General features: G+C 46.4%; 18 protein-coding genes. 11 read left to right on the plus strand and 7 right to left on the minus strand.

Annotated features, from left to right (window positions below; all coding sequences use genetic code 11):
* Positions 1-24: 24 nt before the first annotated feature.
* A complete protein-coding gene (locus KO531_RS18870) occupies positions 25-822 on the plus strand; it encodes a polymer-forming cytoskeletal protein (protein ID WP_219252005.1) in 798 nt (265 codons plus the stop codon).
* Positions 823-866: 44 nt separating this feature from the next.
* Here KO531_RS18870 and KO531_RS18875 read toward each other — a convergent pair whose 3' ends face one another.
* Together KO531_RS18875 and KO531_RS18880 are read right to left on the minus strand one after the other, a co-directional pair.
* Positions 867-2,432 (minus strand): insulinase family protein, encoded by a 1,566-nt coding sequence (locus KO531_RS18875; RefSeq protein ID WP_251069016.1) that lies wholly within the window; start codon positions 2,430-2,432, stop codon positions 867-869.
* Positions 2,429-3,847: a pitrilysin family protein gene (locus KO531_RS18880; protein ID WP_219251967.1), complete on the minus strand. Its 1,419-nt coding sequence runs from the start codon at positions 3,845-3,847 to the stop codon at positions 2,429-2,431. Before KO531_RS18880 ends, KO531_RS18875 begins: the two co-directional genes overlap by 4 nt.
* Positions 3,848-4,063: 216 nt before the next feature.
* On the opposite strand from KO531_RS18880, the gene KO531_RS18885 reads away from it, so the two are divergent.
* Entirely contained in the window at positions 4,064-4,891 is an 828-nt protein-coding gene (locus tag KO531_RS18885; protein WP_105251567.1) for a M14 family metallocarboxypeptidase, read from the plus strand.
* A 92-nt stretch (positions 4,892-4,983) separates the two neighbouring features.
* Here KO531_RS18885 and KO531_RS18890 read toward each other — a convergent pair whose 3' ends face one another.
* Positions 4,984-5,898: a L,D-transpeptidase family protein gene (locus KO531_RS18890; protein ID WP_105251568.1), complete on the minus strand. Its 915-nt coding sequence runs from the start codon at positions 5,896-5,898 to the stop codon at positions 4,984-4,986.
* 870 nt (positions 5,899-6,768) lie between these two features.
* Here KO531_RS18890 and KO531_RS18895 point away from each other — a divergent pair.
* Complete coding sequence (locus KO531_RS18895; RefSeq protein WP_105251569.1) at positions 6,769-8,499, plus strand: potassium/proton antiporter; 1,731 nt, start codon at positions 6,769-6,771, stop codon at positions 8,497-8,499.
* Positions 8,500-8,590: 91 nt separating this feature from the next.
* On the opposite strand, the gene KO531_RS18900 is transcribed toward KO531_RS18895, so the two are convergent.
* Complete coding sequence (locus tag KO531_RS18900; RefSeq protein WP_105251570.1) at positions 8,591-9,517, minus strand: LpxL/LpxP family Kdo(2)-lipid IV(A) lauroyl/palmitoleoyl acyltransferase; 927 nt, start codon at positions 9,515-9,517, stop codon at positions 8,591-8,593.
* Positions 9,518-9,620: 103 nt separating this feature from the next.
* Here KO531_RS18900 and hldE point away from each other — a divergent pair, with 103 nt between their 5' ends.
* The 4 genes from hldE (at position 9,621) to KO531_RS18920 (ending at position 13,259) form a co-directional block, all read left to right on the plus strand.
* Complete coding sequence (gene hldE / locus KO531_RS18905; protein ID WP_028761811.1) at positions 9,621-11,051, plus strand: bifunctional D-glycero-beta-D-manno-heptose-7-phosphate kinase/D-glycero-beta-D-manno-heptose 1-phosphate adenylyltransferase HldE; 1,431 nt, start codon at positions 9,621-9,623, stop codon at positions 11,049-11,051.
* A complete protein-coding gene (locus KO531_RS18910; protein ID WP_219251968.1) occupies positions 11,048-11,875 on the plus strand; it encodes a hypothetical protein in 828 nt (275 codons plus the stop codon). The genes hldE and KO531_RS18910 overlap by 4 nt, the downstream gene beginning before the upstream one ends.
* Positions 11,876-12,026: 151 nt before the next feature.
* Complete coding sequence (locus KO531_RS18915; RefSeq protein ID WP_006082899.1) at positions 12,027-12,506, plus strand: TetR family transcriptional regulator; 480 nt, start codon at positions 12,027-12,029, stop codon at positions 12,504-12,506.
* 168 nt (positions 12,507-12,674) lie between these two features.
* Entirely contained in the window at positions 12,675-13,259 is a 585-nt protein-coding gene (locus tag KO531_RS18920) for a hypothetical protein (RefSeq protein ID WP_219251969.1), read from the plus strand.
* A gap of 199 nt (positions 13,260-13,458) precedes the next feature.
* Here the strand turns inward: KO531_RS18920 and KO531_RS18925 are convergent, their stop codons facing one another.
* The 3 genes from KO531_RS18925 to KO531_RS18935 all read right to left on the minus strand — a co-directional run bounded on the left by KO531_RS18925 (position 13,459) and on the right by KO531_RS18935 (position 17,083).
* The gene (locus KO531_RS18925; protein ID WP_219251970.1) at positions 13,459-13,839 is read right to left on the minus strand and encodes a hypothetical protein; all 381 of its coding nucleotides are present in this window, start codon (positions 13,837-13,839) and stop codon (positions 13,459-13,461) included.
* Between the two features lie 221 nt (positions 13,840-14,060).
* Positions 14,061-15,545, minus strand: coding sequence for a Re/Si-specific NAD(P)(+) transhydrogenase subunit beta (gene pntB, locus KO531_RS18930; RefSeq protein WP_105251576.1), 1,485 nt, complete (start codon positions 15,543-15,545; stop codon positions 14,061-14,063).
* Between the two features lie 11 nt (positions 15,546-15,556).
* Positions 15,557-17,083, minus strand: coding sequence for a Re/Si-specific NAD(P)(+) transhydrogenase subunit alpha (locus tag KO531_RS18935; RefSeq protein WP_131524275.1), 1,527 nt, complete (start codon positions 17,081-17,083; stop codon positions 15,557-15,559).
* 419 nt (positions 17,084-17,502) lie between these two features.
* On the opposite strand from KO531_RS18935, the gene KO531_RS18940 reads away from it, so the two are divergent.
* From KO531_RS18940 to mtgA, 4 genes are all read left to right on the plus strand, one after another.
* Positions 17,503-19,302 (plus strand): assimilatory sulfite reductase (NADPH) flavoprotein subunit, encoded by a 1,800-nt coding sequence (locus KO531_RS18940; protein WP_219251971.1) that lies wholly within the window; start codon positions 17,503-17,505, stop codon positions 19,300-19,302.
* Positions 19,303-19,401: 99 nt separating this feature from the next.
* Positions 19,402-21,099, plus strand: a complete 1,698-nt coding sequence (gene cysI, locus KO531_RS18945; RefSeq protein ID WP_219251972.1) for an assimilatory sulfite reductase (NADPH) hemoprotein subunit — start codon at positions 19,402-19,404, stop codon at positions 21,097-21,099.
* On the plus strand, positions 21,092-21,874 hold the full coding sequence (locus KO531_RS18950; RefSeq protein ID WP_219233809.1) for a phosphoadenylyl-sulfate reductase: 783 nt from the start codon (positions 21,092-21,094) through the stop codon (positions 21,872-21,874). The genes cysI and KO531_RS18950 overlap by 8 nt, the downstream gene beginning before the upstream one ends.
* A gap of 758 nt (positions 21,875-22,632) precedes the next feature.
* Positions 22,633-23,418 (plus strand): monofunctional biosynthetic peptidoglycan transglycosylase, encoded by a 786-nt coding sequence (gene mtgA / locus KO531_RS18955; protein ID WP_105251581.1) that lies wholly within the window; start codon positions 22,633-22,635, stop codon positions 23,416-23,418.
* Positions 23,419-23,448 lie beyond the last annotated feature (30 nt).

A 23,448-nucleotide genomic window follows, 5' to 3' on the forward strand; every position in this document is an offset into this window, starting at 1 on the left:
AAATAATGATATGGAATGAATCCTATGGCGAGTAAGGGCAATGGCATTACGGTTATCAGTGCACAAACCTTGATTGAGGGCGACATTCAGTTAGAGAGCGCGGCATTCATTGCGGGTAAATTGCAGGGCAAGATTAGATCAGCAGGACAAATTAAGATCGAACTTGGCGGCGAAATCTCTGGTGAAGTCAGTTGTGATGAGCTGCGGGTTTGTGGCGTATTTCGCGGAAGAGTCTGTTGTAATAAGTTGATTATTACCAGTTCTGGTGTGGTTGACGGTGAAGTCGCCAGTCATCAGATGGAGATTTACGAAGGTGGGCAGTTTATTGGTCAGCGTATTAAAGGTCCTGAACTCGATGCCTTGCCGGACATGCTACAAGCACTCGCGCCAATAGCTCAACGCTCGGATGCGCATTTATATGCCAGTGAAAGCACTTTACTAAGAGGTGATCACCTGGCGATTCGCCCTTGGCTGTATGTTGCAGTGGCAACTGTCGTCATAGCGTTAGGTTTTAGTTTTGGACCCGAGCAATTGCGTGAGTGGTTACCGAATCTTAGTGACAGCACGTTGAAAACTGAGGTGTCTCCGGCAATCGAGGGGCTTAAGGCCGTAAATGGTATGGCTCCTGATCAACCTGCTACGCCAAATAGCGCGAATGCCGACAATATGGCGGTATTACCGGCAGCGGATCCTGATCCGCAGGCCATGCAGCAGGATTCGGCGATGGAAGATTTACAACAAATGGAACAAGGCCATGAACAGATGACGCAGGGTAATAATGGTGCACCGCCTGCCAGCGACAGTGCGACCAATAAGCTCTAATCTGTCGATCGCGCATTTGAATCTTTTAGAAGGATTATTTGGCTTTAGTTGTCAGTTAGGCCAACCTTGACCCTTTCAAACTGCCACTCTGGTAGCTTGGTTTTTAAGTCAGGAAGAATTCGATCAACATCGCCCCGCAAAATAATCAATGGATTACCACTAAAAGCCGCGTTTGCTAACTGTTGTAGCCTGTCGGGCGTTAGAGCCTGTAATCCTGCATTTAGCTGCTGAACTTCAATTTGAGTTAATCCTGTCGCGACTTGGTGGATATATTGGTTTTCACGTTGAATGCTGTTGTCTTGGCTGAGCAAATCTTCACCGATCAAATAGGTTTTAAGTGCATCGATTTCACCTTGGCTAGCACCTTGCGTCTTAACCAGTGCGAGGTGATCGAGTATACCCACCACAAACGCGCCCGTATGTTCTATGGCTGTACTGCCGTAAAATTTGATGCTGCTGGACAGCGGTGCATTGGCGCACTGGCCGTAGATGCCATAGGTGAGGCCGCGTTTTTCCCGTAAATCATAGTAGAGTCTGCCCGAAAAACTGCGGCCCATGAGTGCGGATAAACTGCGACAGCTTAAGGCGACTTCCTGTGGGTTCAGTTGCTGCTGAGTTGATGCATCACTTAGGACATGATCTATGGCATAACCTAGGCGGACTTGGGTTTGCACGCTGCCCGGCGCATCAATAAGGTAAATCCTCTTGATTTGCTGAGGCTTTACTGTCTCTGGTTTATCCGCTTTCGGCACTGAATTAGGCAATAATGGCCACAGTTTAAGGCTAGCTTGAAGGTCAAATTTAGCGTTATTTGCCAAAGAGTTGGGTAGAAAAAGATGCCACTGTGCTTGTGTTACCGCCTGCTGTTGGATTTGTTGTAGTTGCCTTAGGCTGAGTGAATCGAACAATGCATTATTATTGATCACTCTATTGTAGGGATGTTCAGGGCCGAGCAGTTTATCGCGCCACACTTTATCTATCTCGGCGCCACTAAAGGCGTTTAAGTGTTTATTGAGCTTGAGTTGACGGCGAATATTGTCGACATCGGCGGGGGCTGTTGTCGCATCAACAAAGGCATCTGGCTGCCAAAATTGCAGTAGTAAGCCGTAGATATGGTTAACATCGTCGGGGCAAGTGAGGCTTAAATTAATGCTGTGCAAGCTGACACGCATATTGAAAGTCTCAAGACAGGGATTTGCGCGGCTAATGGCAAGTGCGCGGGCCTTTTCTTGAAAGGCAATCTGTAAAATATCAGGATTATTGAAGGGAACTTGCGGGCTCACAGCCGCTAAACTGACCCTGTTGCTCACACTGTTATTAATTTGAACTGAGGCAAGGCGATGTAACTGATAGGGTAAATCCAATTCGGTATGGACTTTATCGGTAAAAATTTCATCCGTTACGGGGATAATGACGCCGCTTTTGGGTAAATGATTGTTCAAAGAGCTAGGCAAAGAATGGGCTAAAGAGTTTGGCGTTTCAAAATGGGCCAAACTCGGCGGTTCGCTCGGCGTGAAGACGATTTGCGTCTGCTGGCAGGCGTTTAGTGATAAAGCCACAGCGCAGAACATTAAGCCTTGTAGCTGCTTTGACATTGTCTGAGTCGTCATAATACCGCATCCTCTAAACTGTCACTCATATCGTTAGGCAGCCATTCCAGTAGCGTTTTACCCCAGCGAATATACCAAGGTGGCAGTAGGTCGACTCGGACATAATCTTGGTTGAAATACCGTTTTGCGACGCTTTGGATATCGTCGGCCGTGACTGCGTTGATCCGTTGCCACTGCGCGGTAAAGGGATGGTCTTTATCTTGAGGCGACGTTGCGGAAAGCTTGATGGCTAAGGCCTGTGTGTCATCCAGTTGTTGTAATTGATTGTTTAACCACACTTGTTTAAGTGTGCAAAGACTTGCTTCATCCAGAGCATCTTGCTGCGTTTGTGCCACAAGTCCCAACACTTTTTGCACTAAGGCATCGAGTGAGGTCCGTGCCCGTGGAACCAAGACGATATTCGCTATGCCGTGATTTTCTAACTCAAAGGGCAGGGAGTAGCTGAGCATTTGTTCGGGATTATGCAGACTGAGTTTAGCGAGTGCACTGGCGGTGTTTTGAAATAAATAGCCTTCTAGCAGCCGAATTGCCGCAGCATCGGGGTGATCTTTACCTACTGTATGCCAAGCGAGCAGTAATCCGGGCCAAGGTCCGCGCTTATCCACTAACTCAGCATGTACTTGTTTAGGCTGGATTATTAACTCAGAAAATTCAGGTTCAGCAATTCTTGGCCTAGACCAAGCCGCAAAATTTTGCTCAATCCATTGTCGGGTTTGTGGGCTTAGTTTGCCGACAAGGGAAAGCTGCATCGCATCGGGACGATAATAAGCACGGTGAAAGACCGTTAGGTTTTCTGGCGTGGCTTGCAAGATATCTTCGCGACTGCCAATAATACCGTGACCGTAAGGAGTACCTTTTACTTGCTCGAGTAAAAACGTCATCGCGCTGCGGATATAGGGCTGATTATCTATGGTTTGTGCCATTTCCTGCAGTACGGTTTCCTGCTGATTTTTAACCGTAGTGGTATTAAGGCTAGGGCGGATAAAGCGATCGGCTTCGAGATATAAGCCCAGTTCTAATGCTTGGTTTGGCAGCGTCACATAGTAGTTGGTGTAGTCAAAATGCGTGCTGGCATTAAAACGTGCACCTAAAGCACTGAACTGCTGAGCATAGGTATCGCCGGGGGCATTTTCACTCCCTTTAAACAACATGTGCTCAAACAGATGGGCGTAACCGCTCTGACCTTGGGCTTCATTGCGGGCGCCCAAATTAAATTGGCTGGCGACTGTGACTGTATGTTTATCTGCCATGGGCAGTAATCGCACAGTCAGGCCATTTTGTAGCGTATAGGTCTCTATATTCGCTTCGAGCGCATATAAGGCTTGTGCATCTTGCTCGGCGCGGCATTGGGCCTGTAGCGTATGACTGAAAACACTGGCCGAAATGGCGATAAAAAAGGTGATTTGAGTGTTCATAAGTGCGTCCTGCCGAGCTTATTTTTTAATTCGTTAAATGTCTTACTCAAGCTGGATACCATTAACGACAGGCAATTGATACATTCGCAGGTATCGATACAGATTGCACCACTGTCGACGACTGCTCGGATTTCATCGAAATCAGTTGAATAGCATTCAGTTTTTGAAAAGAACTGCTATGATGGCACAGTTCTTTTTCTGGCATAAGTACAAGATATGGTAAGCAGATCTCCGTTCGAATCCTTTCAGTGGAAAAGCGATATTTTTAACTGTGAAAGCACTGATATTGATAATTTCTATCTGCTGCTTGAGCAGGAAATGACCCGTTTGGGCATGGTTGAGAAAACATTGGGTGAAGTGGGTAAATACGATGTTAGCTTGTATCAGTCACCGGCCGCTAAGTCAGGCTTACCTTCTTTATTGATCAGCACAGGATTTCATGGCGAAGAATCTGCAGGCCCATGGGGTTTGTTGCATTTTTTGAGTGAAGCTTCAGCAGACCTATTTGAACGGGTGAACTTGAGTTTATTACCTCTCGTCAATCCTACTGGATTCAGTCGTGGTCATAGATTTAATAAATACGGCGAAAACCCAAATCGTGGTTTTGTATTTGAGAACGGTAAACCTAAAGCGAATGAACATACATCGGTTGAAGGTAAGCTATTGTTAGAGCACGCACAGTTACTGCTTGCTGCGAGTCGAGACGGTATTTTAACTTGCCATGAAGATGTCTTGAGTCGTGAAGCTTATGTGTATTCTTTTGAGCCAAGCCAAGTGCCTGGACGTTTTAGTCTCGATCTGCGCGATACTTTAGGTGGTTATTTCCCGATTGCGGTAGACGGTGAGATTGATGGGTGTCCTGTAAAGGATGGTTTGATCTTCAATCATTTTGATACGTCTTTTGAAGCTTGTTTAGTGCGAAGTGGTGCTCGTGTCGGTGCTTGTACTGAAACGCCTGCGTTGCAAAACTTCGATCAACGCGTATTAGCAAACAGTGCTGCTATGACTCACTTCTTGGCCCTGTGTGCACCTTTATGTGATTGATATGTTAGTCTATTACGTTAGTGAATAGCCTGACATGACAAAAAAATACCCGCAGATTGCGGGTATTTTTTTAGGTGGTATTCGCCAGTGAATTATTGATTAATTCGCATTGGCACACCAGTACGTTCATCGAGTAGCTTCTTGATCACAGAAGAATCAGTGTCAGCTTTAGCGATAAACTTAGCGATCTCTTTTGGCAGTGATATCGCAACGGGCTCATTTGATTCAAACTCCGCCACAGTGCGAGACAATGGTTGATGCACGGCTAAGTAGCGTTTACCGTCTGGCTCTTCGGTTGCTTTAATCGGCTGGTTCACAAATTGTACCCGAGTTCCCACTGGTACAGTCTTGAATAGATGCTCGATATCTTCATGGCGTAAACGCACACAACCTTGACTGACACGCAAACCAATACCGAAACTTGCGTTAGTACCGTGAATCGCATACAAGTTGCCGATATACAGCGCATACAGTCCCATAGGGTTATCTGGACCCGCTGGCCATACCGCTGGCAGGATTTCACCTTTAGCAGCATATTCTTTACGAATGCGCGGTGTGGGTGTCCAAGTTGGATTCGCACGCTTGCGTTGTACAGTGGTCACCCAGTTTTCTGGTGTGTCTTTACCAATTTGGCCAATACCAATAGGCAACACTTCAACAGTCTTTTTGCCTTTTGGATAGTAATACAAACGCATTTCAGCCACGTTGATCACTATGCCTTCACGGGGAGCGTTTGGCAGGATCAATTGCAATGGAATGATCAGTTGGCTACCTGGTTTTGGCAGAAATGGATCCACACCTGGGTTAGCTTCGAGTAAGTTACTGAGACCAAGCTGGTATTTGGCTGCGATATCTTCGAGAGTGTGTTTACCCTCTGGAACCGTATAATACTGGTTCTCGCCAATTAGCCTGCTTTGGGCGGCTGGTAAAGGATATTCCGTTGCTAAAGCGGACAGACTAGGGAAAACCAAAGTCAATAATAAAGCTGTGGTGCGAAGCATACTCATAAGCGGATACTACGATTCCTGTTAATAAAAAAGCGTGTTTAACGCAGCTTTCTCTCTTAAAACGAGAGCGGCAATTTGACGAGCAAAATGCACTGGCGCGCGAAGCTCGCATCCTTCCTTATTTTGGACATTATTTCAACTGAAATATGATCAGTACGGCGTATTTATCGCTTAATTTTTTGTTTTAACGGTTTTCCTTGGCGGCGTCAATTGTCAGTATTTAGTCTTGTCGTTAAAACCTGCTGTACTCAATTGTCTTGTGCATGCCTTCCTGCTTGATGTTAACCAATCTAAAACGTGTCTGTTGGAATGGCGAGCATGTATGGCGTTACTGGAACTGAATTGATTTGTTTTGGGAAAACAGTGTGTGGTCCTTTTCTCACAAGGCTATTGCTCATCGGATAAAGTGAGTTTAAATCATCTCATTGGCAAATAAATGGAGTTAAAACAATTAGCTTAAGGATAATGTTCAAATATTCACCCTTTACACGACATTATTTTATCTGGCACTAAATTGGCTATGATACCGTTAGTTTATACAGGTTTGTGAGCTGAGTTTTGCTTGAATGATTTGAGTTTACGTTCAGTTTGTTATTTTTAACTATTTGATATTCATTTATTTTAATGCTTATTAAGTCGTGTGGTGATGTTCTGCTATCCTTTAGGTTTTACGTTAGCCTTTATCTAAAGGTTAATAGAAAGTTGTTTTTATGACATTTTCTATGTAGATGATTGAAATTTAATATTTAACGCTCCAATAATTCGATATTTTTGTGCTAATATAAAATCATAAAATTGTGAGTTGAGTCATTTTTAACCTCGGTGATTTGTCTATCGTTTAACTAAACAACCTGTATTAAGGAGGCGTTTGTGGATGCAGATTCCATCAATAGTTTTTTTCTGATTGGCGCCTTGCTTACAGCAGTGAGTGTTTTACTTAGTCCTATGTCTTCCCGTTTGGGCATCCCTATTTTATTGATTTTCCTCGCTGTGGGTATTTTGGCTGGCGAAGATGGCCTTGGTGGAATCCAGTTTGATGATTATTCAACTTCCTATTTAGTCAGTAACTTAGCCTTAGCGATTATTTTACTCGATGGCGGTATGCGCACCCGCGTTGCCAGTTTTAGGGTGGCGCTATGGCCTGCATTATCGTTGGCGACCTTTGGCGTTGCCATTACGACCAGTATCACCGGCATGATGGCAGCATGGTTGTTCGATTTGCATTGGTTGCAAGGTTTGCTGGTGGGCGCGATTGTGGGCTCGACCGATGCCGCCGCGGTATTTTCCCTGCTTAAAGGGCGTAGCCTTAATGAGCGGGTTGGTGCGACCTTAGAAATTGAGTCCGGCAGTAACGATCCCATGGCGGTATTCTTAACCGTAACCTTGATTGCCATTCTTGCCAATGTCGACAGTGAGTTGTCCTTCAGCTTTATGCTTATTAGCTTTATTAAGCAATTTGGTCTGGGGATCTGTTTAGGTTTGGGCGGCGGCTGGATGCTGTGGAAGCTCGTCAATTTAAGCAAGTTAGCTGATGGTCTGTACTCTATTTTAGTTTTAAGCGGTGGTCTGATTATTTATGCTGCGTCCAACAAACTGGGTGGTAGCGGTATTTTGTCGATTTACTTAGTGGGTCTGTTCCTCGGCAATAAGCCAACCCGTGGCCGTCATGCGATTTTGAACGTACTGGATGGTATGACTTGGGTCAGTCAAATCGGCATGTTCCTCGTATTAGGGTTATTGCTTACCCCTTCAGATTTAGTCGATATCATGATCCCAGGTTTTGCTTTGGCATTCGGAATGATTTTATTTGCTCGCCCTGTCGCCGTATGGATCAGTCTATTGCCCTTTAAGAGCTTTAGCAGTCGCGACCGCTGGTTTATTTCTTGGGTAGGACTACGCGGTGCAGTGCCTATCATCTTAGCAGTATTCCCTATGATGGCGGGCTTACCGGGTGCTCAGTTGTACTTCAACTTAGCCTTCTTCGTTGTATTAGTGTCGTTGCTGGTTCAAGGTGCATCTTTGACCACTGCAGCGCGTTTAGCTAAGGTGGAACTGCCCCCAAAGCCGTTACCCGTTTCGCGCTCGGGAGTTGAAATTTACCCGAGCAGCGAATGGGAAGTGTTTGTCTATCGTTTGAGTGAAAGTAAGTGGTGTATTGGTGAGCCGCTAAAGCGCTTGGCTATGCCAGATGGGACACGGATTGCGGCGGTATTTAGGGATGACACTTTGCTGCATCCATCGGGTAGCACTCGTCTCGAGGCGGGCGATATACTCTGTGTGCTGGGTCAGGAGAAAAGTTTAGAAGCCTTGAGTAACCTCTTTAGCCAAGCGCCAGAAAATAAAGAAGTACAACGATTCTTCGGTGATTTCTTTATTGAAACAGACGTTAAGCTTGCGGATCTCGCGCCTATTTATGGTTTGAGTTTAGATAATCTCGCTGATGATATGACAGTCGCAGACCTTGTGGTATCTCAGCTTGGTGCCAATCCTGTACTTGGGGATCAGTTCCACTGGCAGTCGTTGCATTGGGTGGTGGCGGGGCTGTATGAAGGTAAAGTCACTAACGTAGGTATTCGTTTACCGACTGAGAATGCGCTCTAATCCTATGTGCTAGATGGTCCTTACTATCGAAAGTCACCATAAAAAATGCCAGCTTATTTGCTGGCATTTTTGTATTCAAAGCTAATTGAGCTTATTGATATAAAGATTTGTCCGTTGGGTCGGGACGGGTCTTAAAGCGGCGATGTAACCACATATATTGGGCGCGGTTTTTATCTATGATGGATTCGATAATCTTGTTACCGCGAATCGCATCGGCTAATTCATCTTCGCCGGGGAAATTATCCAGCGGTGGCATCACTTCAATTCGATAGCCTTTATCATCAGTAGTACGTTCCACAAAAAAAGGCAGGACTTTAGCTTTGCCGAGTTTAGCTAACGTGGTGGCACCGGTAATCGTTGCCGCATCTGGCATGGCATAAAATGGGATAAATACCGCGCTTGATCGGCCAAAGTCTTGATCGGCCGTGTACCAAATCACATCGGGATTGCGTAGGCAGCGTATCATTTGGCGCAAGTCGCGTTTAGAAACGAGACCTTTATTGGAGCGTAAACGGCCTTTGACCTGCAGGTATTCCATCACTGGGTTATTGTGTGGGCGATAAACCCCCACGCCGGGTTGGAATTGGCCGAAGATACGTGCGCCCATTTCCAGCGGTAAACAATGCACGGCAAAGAGGATCACTCCGTGGCCAGCATTTAACGTGTTTTGTACGTGTTCTTCGCCTTTGATACTCATGTGCTGCTGCACTTTTTCATCGGGCCACCACCATGCATTGATGGTATCGAAAATGGCTTTGCCCGTTTCTTCAAAGTTACGCGTGAGTAAATCTTCTCGCTGTGCTTCCGTCATTTCAGGGAAACAGAGGGTCAAGTTACGGCGCGCTGTGTGGGTGCGGCCAGCTGCGAATTTCATTACTAAGCGACCGAATCCCTTCCCTAGCGTCATCTGCCAAGGAAGCGGTAGAAGCTGAGTTAAACGCATCAAAAATACGCCAAACCACATGGGCCAATGCTTAGGATGATATAAAGAAGATGAAAACTCGGCTTTCTCGACCACAAAAATACTCACTACTTTTGAAAATTACTGCTCATTCTAACTCAATTTTTGCTGAAAATTAGGTACAATCACGGTTTAATTTCTGCATAAAGATAAGAGCACTATGAAGGTTTCTCTGCCAGCATTTGAAAAAGCCAGAGTGTTAGTCGTCGGCGATGTGATGTTAGACCGCTATTGGGTTGGCCCTACGGGACGTATTTCCCCTGAAGCCCCCGTACCTGTGGTGAAGATTAATCAAGTCGAAGACAGACCCGGCGGCGCGGCCAACGTGGCGCTCAATATCGCGACCTTAGGGGGGCAAGTCCAACTTGCTGGGCTCGTCGGTCAAGACGATACTGCCCATGCCCTAACGCTCGGTGTGCAAACTTTAGGGGTTGAGCCCCAATGGTTAAGTATTGCTGATAAACCAACCATCACTAAGCTGCGGGTGTTATCACGTAATCAGCAGCTTATCCGCCTCGATTTCGAAGAAGCCTTCGACAAGGCCGATAGCGTGCGTTTATTGAAACAATCCGAGGCTTTACTCGATTCTGTCGATGTCGTGGTGTTGTCCGACTATGCAAAGGGCGCTATCGATCAGCCGCGAGATTTTATTGCATTAGCGCGTTCGAAAGGTGTGATGGTATTAGTCGATCCTAAGGGTAGTGACTTTGGTCGTTATCATGGTGCGTCACTCATTACCCCAAATATGAGCGAGTTTGAAGCTGTTGTTGGCACTGTGACCTCTGAAGCCGACCTGCTGGAAAAAGCCCGTGGTTTACTCAAGCAACATCATTTTGATGCCATTTTAGTCACCCGCTCTGAAAAGGGCATGACCTTAGTGACCGCTAATGCGCCTGAGTTGCACATTCCTACCGTTGCCCGTGAAGTCTATGATGTGACGGGGGCTGGCGATACTGTGATTTCGGCCTTAGCAACCTCATTAGCCGCGGGCGCCGATTTACCGCAAGCTTGTGCGATTGCGAACACCGCCGCAGGCGTTGTGGTCGGTAAACTTGGCACTTCTACCGTGAGCCGCATTGAGCTTATTGAAGCTTTAGCTTTGCACCATGGAGAATCGGGTTTTGGGGTGGTGAGTGAAGATCAACTGGCCTACGCCTTAGAGCAAGCCAAACTACGCGGTGAACGTGTGGTGATGACTAATGGTTGCTTTGATATTTTACATGCGGGCCACGTGAGCTATCTTAAACAGGCGAAAGCTTTGGGCGATCGTTTGATCGTCGCGGTAAATGATGATGCCTCGGTTAAACGCCTCAAGGGTGAAGGCCGTCCAGTTAATCAGGTTGATCGTCGTATGGCTGTGCTCGCTGGCTTAGCTTCTGTCGATTGGGTTGTGCCTTTTAGTGAAGATACGCCGCAGCGCATCATTACTCGATTGCTGCCAAATCTGCTGGTCAAAGGTGGTGATTATAAGCTTGAGGATATTGCTGGTGGCGCTGAAGTGATTGCCGCAGGTGGTCAAGTGCAAGTGCTGGGCTTTGAGGATGGTATTTCAACCACGGCGATTATACAAAATATCATGGCGAATCAGTGAGCTTAGTCGCTCTGGCATTCGCATCTAGCCTGACTTGGACGCCCATTGCCGATAAGCAGGCTTTGATTTGCCCTTTACCAGAGCTTGGCACTTGCTTGGCATTATTGCCAGAGCAAGTGTTGGTGCAGCTTCCTGCAACACTCGAACAATTTAGGCTTGATTTAGGCCGCAGAAGTGCCATGGTCATGCCCGTCGATGACAATAAAATTGCGGGCCTAGTCTTAGTGAATGAGCAGCTGACACCACAAGTACAGTTAGCCAGTGTCGATATGGTGACCTATCAATTACCTTTGCTTGAACAGCCGCAATTAACCCTATGGCATGAGCTCGGTCATTTGGAGAACCTTGCTCTGCAAGGCTCTGTGTTACCTACTCACTTGAGTGCATATCAACATGAATGGCTAGCTGACATTTATTTGGTTTGGCGTATCGCACGGGAGAAAAATGATTTTGCCTTGGCGTGGCAGCAATACCACAGACGTAACCTTGATGCATTAACAAGCCCGCAATATTTGTCGCATTGGAGTTCGCCAATGTTGATACAAGTGTTGCATCGATACGATGTTGCTCAAGTGGCTAAATTTGCCGAATATCGGGACTTTTTAACGAATTTTTACCCTAAAGCCGAGCAATTAGAGCCGAGATTATTAGGTGAGTATTCGAGCTTAATGCAACGCACTTTTGGCGCGAGTGTATTGCAACCCCTTCCTGAATATCTATTTTGGCGAAAAGCCGATCTTGGACACTATCTCCAACCGACGTTCGTTTTACTCATGGGCGAAGAAAAAGCACATAACTGGTTGGTACAAAATTCAATGTTATGAATGTGTTAATTAAATCAGTGGTGAAGCCTGTTTTAAACTGAACCCTAGCTGAACAAAAGTGAAATACGCTGGTTACGGCCCAGTGAACAGCAGTAATCCCTGAGCGGCTTTGGTAAGCTTTCCCCCTAAAAATAAGAGGGGAGACATTACTATGGCTAAGCGCTCGCGAGTACAAACTGAGCAAACCATAAATCAAATTATGGATGAAGCGTTAAGACAAATTTTGACTATCGGCTTTGAGACTATGTCTTATACTACGTTATCTGAAGCAACGGGTATTAGTCGCACAGGTATTAGTCACCATTTTCCACGCAAAAGCGATTTTCTTGTTCGTTTAGATAGTCGTATCGGCAATCTATTTGTTGCTGCGCTGGATTTTTCTAGCCAAGAGGCATTAGAAACATCCTGGATGCAGGCAATGCAGGAAGAGCATTACCGCGCAGTATTAAGACTGTTCTTTAGTCTTTGTGGTGGTGCGAATAATGAAATTACCCTCTTTAGAGCGGTGAGTACAGCGCGTCAGCAAGCGATTGCTGAGTTAGGCTTAGCGGGCGATCGCACGATCAACCATTTATTAGGCCGTACAGCTGTGATGTTGTTATCCAATTTTGATGTGGCAAAAGCAGCATAATAGACTGACCAATGAATATAAAAATGGAGCCAGATGGCTCCTTTTTTGTGGGTAAAAATCGTGATTTGTACTGAGGTAAGTCATACCCCAATAGTGTAGGATGACCACTTAACAATGATTTAAGTTAGTGATATTGCCTTTTACTCTTGATTTGACAGGATAAAACATATGGACATGACCCCCATCTCTAATGAGGCAGATATGCCTAAACACGCCATTAAGCTTGATAACACTGAGCTTATCAAAACCAGTTTTTGGGTGAGTCAGATTTTTATAATCATTGCGACTGTTGTTGGCGTGTATTTAGCCGCGCAAGAAGGGTTGTCACAGGCAATTAAATTTGATGCCCTGAGCAATATGCAGAATAACTATCATTTGCGTCATGCCCTATATGACGAAGTGAGTGACAATGTTGAAATCTTGAGTCATTACGCTGACACAGTTGAGACTGTGAGTAGTAATAGTTTAGTGAAAATGCATCCGCAGATGGGATTATTTGTCTGGGATAACATGCGCTATTCTGCCAATGCGCTAGAAACACCGAGTGATATTTTGTCTGATATTCGTCGTTTGTATTTAGAGTCTGAGAAGATCATTAGCAATATTGAAACCCGTCACTATAGCGTTTCTTACGGTAAGGATCAGTTGCAAAATGTATTGAGTAAAATCAAAGAAGATACTTTGCCAAAACTCAAAACGAATTATGAAACCCTGTCAAAAGAGCTTAAAGATAACGATATTGCCGTCGACTAACGTATCTTGGCTTAGCTTCCCCCCAAAAACATCAGGGGTCATTCTTATCCCTGATGTTTGAATCCATTGATGAATTCAGTGTTGCTGACAACATCTCTGCCTGATCAGCTTTAGTCCCCCAGTATTTTATGGCACTTAAGCTAATGATGAATCTAGCCAGCTTTTATTCGTCTGCATTTGTCATCAAAACCTTGTTGAGTTAGCTTAATTCCTGTCGATAGGCTTGAGTTAATTTTTGCTGTTGTAGATAGAGGCGAATCGCCAAGAAGGTTAATGCGGCAGCAATCACGGCGCTGATTGCGTGGTGGAAGACTAAGTGACTTATCAGGAATGTGGGCAAGTCTTCAAAGCTGTCGATAAGGAAAAGCTTAGTGATTAAGCCGATATAGACGAGAAGATGCAGAGCCGCGCCAGTGATAAAGAGTCGTTTAAATTTATCAATCAGTTTGATATCTAACTTGATATTAAACCATCGACAAAACAGGTACCCACTCAGGCCGATGGTAATCGATATCCAGCCAAGCCCGAGTAATGAGGTTTTGATTAATACGGCAGACAGGATAAACAGCCCAAGCAACATTTATTATTTCCTTAAACCAGCTTTAGATTTAACTTACTGTTTTAGCTTACATTAAGCATATCAGCATTGTGGGCAGATAAGCCTCGCATCATATTGGCGCAGAGACTAGCTTAATAGGCTTAAAAAAATGTGAAAAGAAAGGGAGCCATTGGCTCCCTTCATTTCTTTAGAATAGTGTTTATCGCCTAAACGATTTTTACTCTGTTGATATTAAATCAAGCTCAAAGTGCCTTTAAAATGGCTTCAACACTGGCCTTAGCATCCCCAAACAGCATTTGGGTATTTTCTTTGAAGAACAGTGGGTTTTGCACGCCGGCATAACCTGTGTTCATCGAACGTTTAAAGCCAATCACGTTTTGCGCTTTCCACACTTCCAGCACTGGCATACCAGCGATTGGACTGCCTGGGTCTTCCATTGCCGCGGGGTTAACCGTGTCGTTGGCGCCGATAACGAGCACGACATCTGTGTCTTTAAAGTCTTCGTTGATTTCGTCCATTTCGAGCACGATATCGTAGGGGACTTTCGCTTCAGCGAGCAGTACGTTCATATGGCCTGGTAATCGACCAGCAACTGGATGGATACCAAAACGCACTTTCACGCCGCGATCACGTAGTTTTTGGGTGATTTCCGCAACAGGATATTGCGCCTGCGCCACTGCCATACCGTAACCCGGAGTGATGATGACTGAAGTGGCATTTTTCAGCATATCCGCCACATCTTCGGCGTTGGTTTCACGGTATTCACCCATTTCTTCATCGGCAGTCGAGGCCACACCATCTGTGCCAAAGCCGCCAGCGATAACTGAAATAAACGAGCGATTCATGGCCTTACACATGATGTAAGACAGAATAGCACCCGATGAACCTACTAATGCGCCGACCACAATCAAGAGGTCGTTCGACAACATAAAGCCTGCCGCTGCCGCTGCCCAACCTGAGTAGGAGTTCAGCATAGACACAACCACTGGCATATCCGCGCCGCCAATGGATGCCACTAAATGCCAGCCAAAGGCGAAGGCAATCAAGGTCATCAACAGCAGTGCTGGCATAGTGCCGCCTGTCTGTACGAAGTATACCAACAGGGCGAAAGACACTAGCACTGCGACTAGGTTCAGCTTGTGGCGATGTGGCAGCATCAGAGGTTTAGATGAAATCAGTCCGCGTAACTTACAAAAGGCAACGATAGAACCCGTAAAGGTCACCGCACCAATGAAGATCCCGAGGAAGACTTCGACCAAGTGAATGTTAAGCATAGCGCCAGTGAGGTGCTCTTTGCTGGCGGTCTTCACCGCTTCACTTAGCGCATCTTGTACTGCGGCGAGGGTCGTATTGATATCACCACCGACAGCCACCACGACTTGTGAGACTTCCTGTGGGTGTAAGTCGATAAAACTGTTGAAACCCACTAATACCGCGGCCATACCCACAAAGCTGTGCAATATAGCAACCAGTTCAGGCATTTCAGTCATTTCGACTTTTAGTGCTAAACGGATACCAATCGCGCCGCCAATCACCATAGCGATTAAGATCCACGCAATTCCGTTAGTATCGGGGTTGAAAATGGTAGCCAGTAGGGCGATTGCCATACCTAAGATACCGAATAAATTACCGTGTTTTGCCGTCTCTTGCTTCGACAGTCCCGCGAGACTGAAGATGAAGAGAATGGCGGCAATAATGTAAGCTGCTGTTACCAGTCCTTGAGACACGTTAAACCCCCTTAATCCTTACGGAACATCTTCAGCATGCGCTGAGTGACGGTAAAGCCACCGAAGATGTTAATACTGGCGATCAGCACGGCGATAAACGCCAGTACAGTGACCAAAGTTGAACCCTGACCGATTTGCAGTAGGGCGCCGACCACGATAATGCCCGAAATCGCGTTAGTGACTGACATTAGAGGCGTATGCAGTGAGTGGGATACGTTCCATACCACGTAATAGCCAACAACGCAGGACAGCAAGAATACTGTGAAATGCGACAGGAACTCTGGTGGTGCTACCGATGCCACGGCAGCAAATCCTGCAACGCCTAAGGCGGCGAGCACGTATTTGAGCTTAGATGGTGCCTTCGGAGTGGTATTTTTAGGCTCGATTTTCGCCGCTGGTTTTGCTGGCGCCGCAGAAACCGAAATCGGTGGTGGCGGGAAGGTCACTTCACCTTCTTTAATCACTGTCATATTGCGTATGACTACATCATCAAAGTTGATGCTGGCTGTGCCGTCTTTTTCTTTACACATTAACTTCATCAGGTTGACTAAGTTAGTGCCGTAAAGCTGTGACGATTGCGCCGGTAGACGACCGGGAAGGTCGGTATAACCAATCACTTTTACGCCGTTAGGGGTAACAAACAGCTCACCCGATTGCGTGTATTCGCAGTTACCACCCGTCGCAGCGGCTAAATCGACGATCACTGAGCCGCTCTTCATGCTATCAACCATGGCTTTGGTGATGAGCTTAGGCGCTGGACGACCAGGGATTAGCGCTGTGGTGATGATGATATCGACTTCTTTGGCTTGTTCGGCAAACAGTGCCATTTCGGCGGCAATAAATTCATCCGACATGGTTTTAGCATAACCGTCCGATGAACCACCTTCCTCGTTACCAAAATCCAGTTTAAGGAATTGGCCGCCCATAGATTCGATTTGCTCGGCCACTTCTAAGCGGGTATCGAAGGCGCGCACTATGGCGCCAAGCGAACCAGCAGTACCAATGGCGGCAAGGCCAGCTACACCAGCACCAATGACTAACACTTTGGCGGGCGGTACTTTACCAGCAGCGGTAATTTGGCCAGTAAAGAAACGGCCAAATTGATGTGCGGCTTCAACAACGGCGCGATATCCACCAATGTTTGCCATAGAGGAGAGGGCATCAAGTGACTGGGCACGGGAGATGCGTGGCACCATGTCCATCGCCATCACGTTGATCTTACGTTTAGATAACTTCGCAACCAGCTCAGGGTTTTGTGCGGGCCAAATAAAGCTGACGATAGTCGCCCCGTCTTTGATTTGTTCAATTTCGGCGTCGCTTGGCGCATTGACCTTAAAGATCAGATCGGCTTGCCAAACGTTTGTTGTCACCTTCGCGCCCGCAGCTTCAAAGGCTGCATCATCGAAACTTGACAGTTGACCCGCATTGGCCTCAATAACAACTTCAAAGCCGAGTTTTTTAAGCTGCTCAACGGTGGCTGGGGTCGCGGCGACCCTAGTTTCACCGGCGAGACTTTCTCTCGGTATTCCAATCTGCATGACTACTCCCTGATGGTTTATATAATCGTTCCGCCTGCTGTTCTTCCTTCATCGTACTCAACTGCAAAATCTGTCGTCACCAGCGTTTATTCGGCGGGTGATTCGAGTCAGTTAGGGCATTCAATCTAGGATGGACACTTTTTGTTTTTAAAACAAACTATTCTGTGGGCAACAGAAATTATTGTTCGACAGGCTCATGACCATTGTGGCAATACTTTAGCTTGGCACAAGTGCATATTTCTCAAGCAGGCCGTTTCTGCACTGGTCGGATCAAAAACTTTTAACCAGTGCACACTTTTGTAGCTTAAATTTTGCACTTTGTATATTCCAAAATGGAATTAAAAATCCTATTTTATTCTTTTTTGCTTTTCTTAAACCGCGATAAGCTTGTGGACATTACACTGTCATAGGGCCGTCTCATGTTGTTAAAAGAACTTTCATCGCTGGCTTCGCCATTGTCTCAAGGACAAGTCGAGAAGCTAAAACAACTCACTTCTGAGTTAAGTGCTGTGCAATTGGCCTGGGTGAGTGGCTATCTTGCTGCCACAGCCAATGCGGGCCAATTAGCGCCCGTCGCGCAAACGCAAACGGCTCAAACTGTGACTATCCTCTATGGCAGCCAAACGGGTAATGGCCGTGGTGTCGCTAAAGCGCTCGCCGATAAGGCACAGGCGCAAGGTTATGCGGTCAATCTGGCTTCAATGGGCGAATACAATGTTCGCCAATTAAAGCAAGAAGCTGTGCTTTTATTGGTGGTCAGCACCCATGGTGAAGGTGAAGCGCCGGATGATGCGATTGAATTACACAAGTTTTTAGCATCGAAACGTGCCCCTAAGTTAGACAATCTACATTACTCTGTGCTTGCGCTGGGGGATTCTAGCTATGAATTTTTCTGCCAAACCGGTAAAGACTTCGATGCCCGCCTAGCAGCACTCGGTGCTAAATCACTGTTACCTTTAATTGAATGTGATGTGGATTATGAAGCAGCCGCTGGCCAGTGGCACGCCGATGTATTAGAGGCCGTTAAGCCGCTAATCGAAACCTCGTCCGCCAGTGTGGTATCCATCGGCACCGCTAAAGCGATTGGCGAAAGTGAATTTACTAAGCAAAACCCCTATAGCGCCGAAGTGCTTGTAAGCCAGAAAATTACCGGCCGTGGATCAGACAGAGATGTGCGCCATGTTGAAATCGACCTTGGCGACTCAGGCTTAACCTATCAAGCGGGTGATGCCCTTGGTGTGTGGTTTAGTAATAACGAAGTCTTAGTCGATGAAGTCTTAGCGGGTCTGTCATTGGCCGCCGATGAGTTAGTGACCCTAGGCACAGAATCTTTGACCCTTAAGCAGGCTTTGGTCGATAAGAAAGAATTGACTCAGTTATACCCTGGATTAGTCAAAGCCTGGGCCGAATTGAGTGGCAGCGCTGAACTGCTGGCATTGAGCGAAGATAAAGAACAAGTGCGCCACTTTATCCTTAAGCATCAATTTGCCGATTTAGTCACTCAGTATCCGTTATCAAATAACTCAGTAACCTTAAATGCAGCAAAACTGCTTGAGCTACTGCGTCCATTAACGCCAAGACTTTACTCTATCGCCTCAAGCCAAAGTGAAGTGGAAACCGAAGTCCACTTAACTGTGGCCTTAGTGGAAGATGAGCGCCACGGCTCAGCACGTTTTGGCGGCGCGTCACACTTCTTAGCGTCTGCGCAGGAAGGCACGCAAGTTAAGGTTTATGTTGAGTCGAACAAGCATTTCCGTTTACCCGAAAATCCAGAAACACCGGTGATCATGGTGGGCCCTGGTACCGGTGTTGCGCCGTTCCGTGCCTTTATGCAGGAGCGCGTAGCCCAAGGTATTCAAGGCGATAGCTGGTTATTCTTCGGCAATCCACACTTTGAGCAGGATTTCTTGTATCAAACTGAGTGGCAACAGTATTTGAAAAATGGCGATCTCAGCCGTATCGATGTAGCGTTCTCCCGCGATCAAGCCCATAAGATTTATGTGCAGCACCGCATTAAAGAGCAAGGCCAAGCCCTGTGGCAATGGTTGCAAAATGGCGCGCATCTTTATATTTGTGGTGATGCTGAACGTATGGCGAAAGATGTTCACCAAGCCTTGATTGAGGTGGCAGTCGAAGTCGGTGGTTTGAATACCGAAGCTGCCGAAGCCTATTTTGAAACCCTGCGCAGCGATAAACGTTACCAAAAAGACGTGTATTAATCTCAACCGTTGCGCAGATAAGAAACGCATAAGAATAGCTAAAGCTGCACACGTGATGACCTGTGCAGCCAGCGAACCCAATTTTAAGAGGCAGTTGCCATGAGTGAGCAAAAGTTAGCGTTAAACGAATACCTAAAGACCGACAGTGATTACCTGCGCGGGACCATCAAAGAAGGTTTAGATTCTTCCGTGACTGGCAGTTTCAGTGACGGCGATCAGCAGCTGATCAAATTTCATGGCTTCTATCAGCAGGATGACCGCGATTTACGTAACGAACGTAAAGAGCAAAAACTCGAACCTTTATATAGTTTTATGTTGCGCGCCCGTGTACCTGGCGGTATTTGTTCTCCACAGCAATGGTTAGGCGTGGACAAAATTGCCTCGACGCTCACCAGCTCGAACAGCATTCGTTTGACGACCCGTCAAACCTTCCAATACCACGGTATTCCTAAGCGTAACTTGAAGACCATTATTCAAGACTTAGATCGCGAAGCGCTGGATTCGATTGCTGCCTGTGGTGACGTTAACCGAAACGTCATGTGTAACCCCAATCCGGTGGAATCGAAACTGCACGAGCAAGCTTATGCAGTGGCGAAACAACTGTCTGATCATCTATTACCCCACACTCGCGCCTACGCCGAAATTTGGTTAGATGAAGAAAAGTTACTCTCAACCGAAGATGAAACCGTTGAACCTGTGTATGGCAAAACCTATCTGCCACGTAAGTTCAAAATGGCGGTTGCGGTTCCTCCCGATAACGATGTTGACGTTTACACTAACGATTTAGGCTTTATTGCTGTTGCCGAAAACGGCGAGCTAGTTGGCTTTAACTTAACCGCGGGCGGCGGCATGGGCTCGACCCATGGCGAAGTAGAAACCTTTCCACGCCTAGCGGACGACTTTGGTTTTATCAAAACTGAAGACGTGATGAAGTTTGCCGAAGCTGTGATGACTGTGCAACGTGACTGGGGCAATCGCTCTAATCGTAAGCGCTCGCGCCTTAAATACACTATCGTTGACCACGGCTATGAGAAATTTAAAGCCGAAGTTGAAGTACGTGCTGGGGTGAAGTTTGAACCTAAGCGTGAGGTCGTGATCGGTGATCGCGGCGATCGTTATGGTTGGGTCGAAGGCGTTGACGGTAAGTGGCATTTAACCTTATTTATCGAAAGCGGTCGTATTAAAGATTTACCAGGCCAAACCCTGCAAACGGGGCTGCGTGAAATTGCTAAGATCCACAAGGGCGATTTCCGCATGACCTCGAATCAAAACATGATCATCGCAGGCGTCGCAGCGGAAGATAAAGCTACCATTGAAGGTTTAGCCCGTAAACATGGTCTGCTGGGCCAAGTGTTGACGCAAACCCGCGGTCACTCGATTGCCTGTGTGGCGTTGCCGACATGCCCATTAGCGATGGCGGAAGCCGAGCGTTATTTCCCTGAGTTTATCGATCATATCGATGCGCTGCAGGCAAAACACGGCATTAGCGAGCAAGCGATTGTGGTGCGGATGACGGGTTGTCCAAATGGTTGTGCCCGCCCATTTGCCGCTGAAATTGGCCTTGTGGGTAAAGCGCCGGGCCGTTATAACTTGTACTTAGGTGCAAGTTTTGAAGGGGCTCGTTTGAACAAAATGCATAAAGAAAATATCCAAGAGGCGGACATTCTCGCCGAATTGGATACCCTGTTTGGCCGCTATGCCGTAGAGCGTGATGCAGGCGAAACCTTTGGTAACTTCACCGTCCGCGTGGGCGTAGTGAAGGCGGTGATCGATGCCGCTAAGGATTTTCATGGCTGATCTTGAGCAAAAAACCAGTGATAAAGTGCCGACTGTGGTCAGCGCTGCCGAACTCAAGGCATTATTGAGTGCGCCTAAGGCAGAGCAAGCGATAGAGCTTGAACGTATTAATCAGTTCTTAGGTGGATTAAGCGCACAAGAGCGAGTGCTATGGGGCTTAACTTATTTGCCCGGTAATCATGCGCTGTCCTCAAGTTTTGGGATCCAAGCCGCTGTAATGCTGCATATGGTGAGTCAGGCACAGGCGAATATTCCGGTTATTCTCACGGATACGGGTTATTTATTCCCTGAGACTTATCAGTTTATCGACGAGCTGACAGAGCGTTTATCACTGAATTTAAAAGTGTACCAAGCCGTGATGACATCGGCATGGCAAGAGGCGCGCTTTGGCCAGTTGTGGGAGCAAGGGGTAAACGGACTAGAGCAATACAACCGGTTAAACAAAGTTGAGCCTATGCAACGCGCTTTAGCCGAGCTTGAGGTCGGCACTTGGTTTGCAGGGCTGAGACGTAGCCAAGCCAGTACCCGTGAGGCGTTGCCGATACTGGCGATTCATGGCACGCGCTTTAAGTTACTGCCGATTATTGAGTGGTCGAATAAAGATGTGCACCTCTATCTGACGCAATTTGACTTGCCGTACCATCCACTTTGGGACCAAGGCTATGTTTCTGTGGGAGATACCCATTCGAGTAAACCACTCGAATTAGGCATGACAGAGGAAGAAACTCGCTTTAATGGCCTACAACGTGAGTGTGGTTTGCACTACGATATCTAGTCATTTTATTGATTTTAAATATTAAACGCCTCAACTTAGTTTGGGGCGTTTTTTTTATCATTTTAAGATAAGTGGGATTGAATTTAATACTCTGGACTGTCGAGGAAGCTAAGTGATGTCATTTAAGCGTCATTTAACTAAGATAGATTGATATTCATAGAGTTAGTTTGCATTCATTTTTAAATGCTAAAAATGTTGTACATTTTTACTCACAGAGTTATGCACATTGGTTAAGCCTGCGCTATATTTTGAAGTTCCCGTAGATGGTTTTGAAGCGTTTTACTCCGTTAATTGACATGATTCATGTCTTTTATGAGGTTAAGTGGTTGTATATCAGTATTTATGGGCTGGGTTTGCTGTGTATCGATATGGCTTAATTGGATGCAGTGAAAGCGTTGAAAACCTGACTCGCACCTGCGAGTATCAAGCAGTTTGATTGACTTGCTAGCTCTCGTTAATCAGCCATCATTACCTCGGTCAGCTGTCGTCAAAGCTGCCGAGGTCAAGTTAAGTCGACCCCAGTCAATCTCCAATAGTGATTTGTTCTTGTTATGGTTATTTCTCAACCTATCTTTGATTATCGAGTAAGATATCCTTGGTGTTTCCTTTATTCTCGTAGCATGATCAGCTTACAACTCGCGTAAAGCTTTAGAATATTTTCTGTAAGCCTAGGTTGCCCCAAAGAATCCTTGCAATGGGATGGCTTGACTGGATAGATGAGAAACAAGAAATGAGAGTGTGTGGATGAGATGGTATAAATGACGGCCCCTTTATATGCGATGCGAGATCATGTCAGGCGTCCAAGTGTCAATAAGTCGAGTGACCCAGCACCTCAGAGACGAAAGCGTGGTTTTCGTCGTTTATTGTCTTGGTTATTTAAGGGATTAGTTTGGGCATTTATTTGCTCAATTTTATTAGTGATCCTACTACGATTCGTCGATCCACCGATGTGGACTTGGCGTATCGAGCGTGCCTTATTTCCACCAGCACCTATCGGTGAGATCAGGCATCAATGGCGCGATTTAGCGCAAATTTCTCCCGAATTACAATTGGCTGTGATTGCTGCGGAAGATCAACGTTTTGTTGAGCATACTGGATTCGATTTAGCCGCGATAAGTTCGGCACTGAAATACAACCAAAAAGGCACCAAAGTCCGCGGGGCAAGTACCTTAAGTCAGCAGGCGGCGAAAAACCTTTTTATGTGGTCGAGTCGCAGTTTCTTTCGTAAGGGATTGGAAGCTTGGTTTACGTTATTGATGGAGTTGACTTGGGATAAGTCGCGTATTCTTGAAGTGTATTTAAATATTGTAGAATTTGGCCCAGGCATTTATGGCGCCGAAGCGGCTTCAAAGCATTATTTTGGAAAGTCAGCGGCAAAACTTACCCAATACGAGGCCTCATTACTCGCAGCCATTTTACCCAATCCTTGGCGCTATAAGGTGTCTCCACCGTCATCCTATGTGCAGCAGCGCTCAGCTTGGATCCGTAAGCAAATGCGTCAGCTAGGTGACGTCACGCTTAAAAAAGTCCACGAAGCACGATGACGCTCTGGTGAGGTAGTTTGAGTGAGATGA

It is taken from the genome of Shewanella sp. NKUCC06_TVS (genome assembly GCF_019345515.1).
GTDB lineage: Bacteria > Pseudomonadota > Gammaproteobacteria > Enterobacterales > Shewanellaceae > Shewanella > Shewanella oncorhynchi.